Source organism: Herbaspirillum sp. UBA812 (genome assembly GCF_002296545.1).
In the GTDB taxonomy this organism is placed as follows: Bacteria; Pseudomonadota; Gammaproteobacteria; order Burkholderiales; family Burkholderiaceae_D; genus Herbaspirillum; species Herbaspirillum huttiense.
This window is the reverse complement of the sequence record NZ_DBIC01000096.1, coordinates 1-5,771: the sequence shown is the minus strand read 5'-3', so window position 1 is coordinate 5,771 and position 5,771 is coordinate 1. Positions and strand designations below refer to the sequence as shown.

Annotated in this window: 6 protein-coding genes; 5 read left to right on the top strand and 1 reads right to left on the bottom strand. The window is 63.2% G+C overall.

The features are described 5' to 3' along the window. Positions 1-272: GntR family transcriptional regulator (locus tag B3873_RS06240; protein ID WP_286864691.1), on the bottom strand; the 272-nt coding region annotated here is incomplete at its 3' end. 339 nt (positions 273-611) lie between these two features. Here B3873_RS06240 and B3873_RS06235 point away from each other — a divergent pair. The 5 genes from B3873_RS06235 (at position 612) to hydA (ending at position 5,614) form a co-directional block, all read left to right on the top strand. Further along, the gene (locus B3873_RS06235; RefSeq protein WP_084320075.1) at positions 612-1,652 is read left to right on the top strand and encodes an ABC transporter substrate-binding protein; all 1,041 of its coding nucleotides are present in this window, start codon (positions 612-614) and stop codon (positions 1,650-1,652) included. A 32-nt stretch (positions 1,653-1,684) separates the two neighbouring features. Next, positions 1,685-2,500 carry an ABC transporter permease gene (locus tag B3873_RS06230; RefSeq protein WP_034330553.1) on the top strand — a complete coding sequence of 272 codons (816 nt, stop codon included), beginning with the start codon at positions 1,685-1,687 and terminating at the stop codon, positions 2,498-2,500. 31 nt (positions 2,501-2,531) lie between these two features. Next, on the top strand, positions 2,532-3,323 hold the full coding sequence (locus B3873_RS06225) for an ABC transporter ATP-binding protein (protein WP_034330555.1): 792 nt from the start codon (positions 2,532-2,534) through the stop codon (positions 3,321-3,323). 11 nt (positions 3,324-3,334) lie between these two features. After that, positions 3,335-4,063 (top strand): maleate cis-trans isomerase family protein, encoded by a 729-nt coding sequence (locus tag B3873_RS06220; protein ID WP_286864688.1) that lies wholly within the window; start codon positions 3,335-3,337, stop codon positions 4,061-4,063. A gap of 126 nt (positions 4,064-4,189) precedes the next feature. After that, a complete protein-coding gene (gene hydA / locus B3873_RS06215; protein WP_286864687.1) occupies positions 4,190-5,614 on the top strand; it encodes a dihydropyrimidinase in 1,425 nt (474 codons plus the stop codon). Positions 5,615-5,771 lie beyond the last annotated feature (157 nt).

Here is a 5,771-nt window from a genome sequence, read left to right as displayed (position 1 = left end):
GGGATGGTCGTGATCAGGCCCTCATGCGCCAGCCGCGCCAGCACCTCGCGCACCCGCGTGCGGTTCACGCTGAAGATGCCGGCCAGCTTCTCCTCGACCAGCTTGGTGCCCGGCGTGAGGCGGTGTTCCATGATGGCCCCGACGATGCGCTCATAGATGGCATCACCCGCCAGCGGGCGCACGCTGAAGGCCTGGCCGGGCAGGGGGCTGGTGTCCGGATGCTCGTGCTTGCTGGTTTTCTTGCGGGGGCTGCTGGCGGAAGTCGGGCGCATGGGTCTCTGTGATGACATGGGTTTGCCCGCCATGATAGCGGAAAATTGTGGAAATGGATTGTCACAAAATGGAGTGATGAATGTTGCACTCTTGCGGGGCGGATTTGTGCGCCGGCGTGGCTGGATTGGATTGCTTTGGTGCGCGCGCTCTTGTTTCTCGCCGGCAATGGAGGTCCGAAAATACTGTGAAAAAGCCCTTTGCAAAAGGGATTTGGGACGATTTCCCAAGCCGTGCGACAGGCGTTTTTCAAGCTGGCACAGGCTTTGCATAAACGGTGGCAATAGAAAGAAGGATTGTCACAAAATAATTCGTTCCGATTGTCCACCTGGGAGAAAACCATGCAACAGCAAGTCCGCAAGTCCCCCTCCGGCCTGTTCATCAAGGCGCTTGCCCTGGCCAGCCTCGTGGCCTGCAGTACCTTGGGCGCCGGTTCGGCCATGGCCCAGGCCAAGCCGAAGATCAAGCTGGCCTATGCCAAGTGTGCGCACTGCATGTCCATGGCCATGGTGCCGGGGCTGGCCCAGAACGTGGAGATCGAAGGCATCAACTTCACCGCCGGCAGCGATGCGCTGACTGCGCTGGTCTCCAAGAGCGTGGACATCGCCCAGGTCACCTACCTGGCCTACGTCAGTGGTCTGGACAAGGGCTTCGATCTGGTGGCCGTGTCGGGCCAGGTCAACGGCGGTTCGGAGATGCTGGTCGGCAAGGACAGCAAGCTGGCCTCGGATGACTGGGCCGGACTCAAGAAGCTGATCGCGCAATACAAAGCCGAAGGCAAGCCCTTCCGCATCGCCGCCTCGCGCGGCAATGCGCAGGACCTGCACATGCGCGGCGAACTGGCCGGCCACGGCATCGATCCGTCCAAGGACGTGCAGTTCGTCAACATCCCCAACCCCTCGGACCACGCCGCCGCACTCTCGCGCGGCGAGGTGGAACTGATCTGCTCGGTCGAACCCTTCGCGTCGCAGATCCGCATGACCGGGGTTGGCAAGCATTTTGCGTATCCGTATGACCAGGCGGCGGGGCGTCTGACCAACCTGATCGTCACCCGTTCGGATGTCATCAAGGAGCATCCGGCCGAGGTCAAGGAAACCGTGGCCGCCGTGGTCAGGCTGGTGGATGGCCTGCAGAAGGACAAGCAGGGCTGGATCAACAGCATCGTCAAGGGCACCGGCCTCGATCCCAAGATCGCCACCGAAGCCCTCAACAATGCCTATCCCGACTACCGCATGTATCGCACGCAAACCAAGGCCATCGCCGGGATGATGAAGGACCTGAAATACGTTTCTACCGACGTCTCTGCGCTGGCCGAGAAGAACATGGACTACAGCTTCCTGATGAGCGTGACCGGCAAGCCCAAGACCGAACTCGGTTATTGATTCAAGATGACACTAGCCCCCAAGGAATGATCATGAGCGGATGGAAGCAATCCCTGTCGGAAGCCAAGTGGCGCTTTGCGGTGCCGCTGTTGCTGGTGCTGTTCTGGGAGGCCTTCTCCCGCTCGGGCGTGATTCCGGCGTCGCTGCTGCCGGCACCCTCGCGGGTGTTTGCTACCTGGATGGACTGGATCTTCGGCATCAATGAAGCGGCCCAGGACAGCAGCGGCAAATGGATCTACGACGCCATGGCCAGTTGCCTGCGCGTGACCGCCGGCTACCTCATCGCGGCGCTTTCGGGCATTGCCCTGGGCGTGGCCATCGGCTGGTGGCGCTGGGTCGAGCGCACCATCGAACCGACGGTGCAGATGCTGCGGCCGATTCCGCCGGTGTCGTGGATTCCGCTGGCCATCATCTGGTTCGGCATCGCCAACAAGCCGGCCATCTTCCTGGTGTTCCTGGGGGCCTTCTTCCCGATCCTGATGAATACCGTCCACGGCGTCAAAACCGCCGACCGCAATCTGCTGCGCGCAGCCGCCATGGCCGGTGCAAAGCAGAGCCAGCTGCTGCGTTTCGTGATCCTGCCGGCGGCCATGCCCAGCATCTTTGCGGGCCTGCGCATCGGCATCGGCAGCGCCTGGATGCTCACCGTCACCGCCGAGATGGTGGCCGTCAAGAGCGGGCTCGGCTATGCGCTGTGGGATTCGTATTACTTCCTGCGCTATGACCTGGTGATCGCGGCCATGATCAGCATCGGCCTGCTCGGTTTCCTGGCCGACTGGATCCTCAAGCAGATCATGCATTCCATGCTGCGTTGGCAGCACGTGGCCACCGTGCAGGGCAAGGCCTGAGCACGCATTCAAACATCAAGGACATCGCATCATGGCATTCATCGAATTGAACGATATCGTCAAGGTCTTCAAGGACCGCAAGCGCGGCACCGACATGCTGGCCATCGACCACGTAAGCCTGCGCCTGGAGAAGAAGGAATTCCTCTGCCTGCTCGGCCCCTCCGGTTGCGGCAAGTCCACGCTGCTGAACATGATCGCCGGTTTTGAATTCCCGACCAGCGGCGTGGTCACGGTCGCCGGCAAGCCCATCACCGGTCCCGGTGCCGATCGCGGCATGGTGTTCCAGCAGGCCAACCTCATGCCTTGGCTGCCGGTGTGGGACAACGTCGCCTTCTCGCTCAAGCTGCAGGGCAAGAGTGCGGCCGAGCGGCGCGCGGCCGCCCAGCCCTTCATCGAGACGGTCAAGCTCAAGGGCTTCGAGAACCACTACCCGAGCGAACTCTCGGGCGGCATGGCGCAGCGGGTAGGCATTGCCCGCGCGCTGTTGCAGAATCCCTCGGTGATCCTGATGGATGAACCCTTCGCCGCCCTGGATGCGCAGACCAAGATGGAAATGCAGGAAGAACTGGTGGCCCTGTGGCAGCGCTACGAAGGCACCATCGTCTTCGTCACCCACAGCGTGGACGAAGCCCTGATCCTGGCCACCAAGGTGGCGGTGATGACGCATCGTCCTGGCCGCATGCGCGAGCTGATCGACATCGACCTGCCGCGTCCGCGCGATACCACCACGCCCGAATTCAACCAGTACAAACGCCACGTGCTGAGCCTTATCCGCGAGGAATCGGCGCTGGCCCATGCCGACGCTGCACTGCTGGCAGCCTGAAAGGAAAACCAATGATCCCCCGCACCCTGCTCGGCATGCTCACGCCGTCCTCCAACACCACGCTGGAGCCGGTCACCACCGCCATGCTGGCCGACATCCCGGAAGCCAGCGCCCACTTCGGCCGCTTCCGCGTGACCGAGATCGCGCTGTCCAACCAGGCGCTGGCGCAGTTCGATGACAGCGAAATCCTGCGCGCAGCCGAACTGCTCTCGCATGCCAAGGTCGGCAGCATCGCGTGGAATGGGACGTCCTCGGGCTGGCTGGGTTTCGATGCCGATGAGCGCCTGTGCCGCCGCATCACCGAAGCCACCGGCATTCCGGCCTGCACCTCGGTGCTGGCCCTGAACGAAATCTTCGATCTCACCGGGGTGAAGCGCTTCGGGCTGGTCACGCCTTACCTGGACGACGTGCAGGCCGCCATCATCAAGAACTATGCTGCCTCGGGCCTGGAGTGCGTGTCCGAACGCCACCTGCGCAAGCAGGACAATTTCTCCTTCTCCGAAGTGGGCGCGCAAGAGCTGCGCGCCATGGTGCATGAGGTGGCCAAAGACAAGCCGCAGGCCATCACCATCTTCTGCACCAACCTGCGCGGCGCACCGCTGGTGGAAGAACTGGAGCGCGAGGTCGGCATCCCGATCTACGACACCATCTCCACCGTGGTCTGGAAATCGCTGCAGCAGGCCGGTGCCGATCCCTCGCGCATTCGCGGCTGGGGCAGCCTGTTCCGCGAGGTGCGCTAACGCTGACGCTAGCGCTGGCGCGGGCACCGGCCGCATCGGCGGCCTCTTCCATTTTCATCTTCAGTCTCACGCCCCGGCGCATGCCGACGGCGCGGGGTGAACCACGCTTGTTCGAAAGGAATACGGATGGACAGCTTTGACCTGGTGATCCGCAACGGCACCGTTGCAACGGCCTCCGACATCATGCAATGCGACGTCGGCATCAAGGACGGCAAGGTCGCCATGCTGGGACGGGGCCTGCCGCCCGGCCGCGAGGAGATCGATGCCAGCGGCAAGCTGGTGCTGCCCGGCGGCGTGGATGCCCATTGCCACCTGGACCAGCCGATGGAGGAGGGCCTGCGCATGGCCGATGATTTCCGCAGCGGCACCATCTCCGCCGCCTGCGGTGGCACCACCACGGTGATCCCGTTTGCGGCCCAGGCCAAGGGCGGCTCGCTGCGCGCGGCGGTGGAGGATTATCATCGCCGCGCCGAGGGCAAGGCGGTGATCGACTATGCCTTCCACATGATCGTCAGCGACCCCAGCGAGGAGGTCCTCAAGAACGAACTGCCGCAACTGGTGCGCGAGGGCTATACCTCCTTCAAGATCTACATGACCTATGACGACCTCAAGCTCAATGACCGCCAGATCCTCGACCTGCTGGCGCTGGCCCGCAGGGAAGGGGCGCTGGTCATGGTGCACGCGGAAAATGCCGACTGCATCGGCTGGCTCACCGAGCAGCTGGAAGAGGCCGGCCTGACCGCGCCGAAGTATCACGCCCACTCGCGCCCGATGATGGTCGAGCGCGAAGCCACCCATCGCGCCATTGCGCTCTCGGAGCTGGTGGATGTGCCCATCCTGATCGTGCATGTCTCCGGCCGCGAGGCCATCGAACAGATCCGCTGGGCGCACGGCCACGGCCTGCGCATCCACGCCGAGACCTGCCCGCAGTACCTGGTGCTGACGGCGGATCACCTCGATGACGGCTACCACGGTGCCAAGTGCGTCTGCAGCCCGCCGCCGCGCGACAAGGCCAACCAGCAATACGTCTGGGATGGACTGGCCAGCGGCCTGTTCACGGTGTTCTCTTCGGACCACGCGCCCTTCCGCTATGACGATCCGCAAGGCAAGAAGCCAGGCGGCAAGGAGGTGCCGTTCCGCTACATCCCCAATGGCACGCCGGGACTGGAGACGCGCATGCCCATCCTGTTCTCCGAAGGCGTGGGCAAGGGCCGCATCGATCTCAACCGCTTCGTGGCCCTGACCGCCACCGATCCGGCCAAGATGTATGGCCTCTATCCGCGCAAGGGCACCATTGCCATCGGCAGCGATGCCGATATCGCCGTCTGGGATCCGCATCGCCAGGTCACGGTCAGCAACAGCATGCTCCATCACGACGTCGACTACACCCCCTATGAAGGCATGCAGCTGACGGGCTGGCCGGTGCTCACGCTCTCACGCGGCGAGATTGTCTGGCGCGATGGCGAGGTACTGGGCACACCGGGGCGCGGGCAATTCCTCCCCTGCGGCTTGCCGGATCCGGCCCGGCCCAAGGTGCAGATTCCTGAATAACAGGAATTTATAAACAATTTATCGATTAATTGTCAGTTTGGCCTTTAGCGTGCGTGTTGCAAGCCGTAATCTGCATGGGGGGAGGATCGCCATGCTTTGCCTGGCGGAAAGCTGGGGCCGCGTGGTCGTGTCATTCCCGCCAATGACGTTCCGTTCG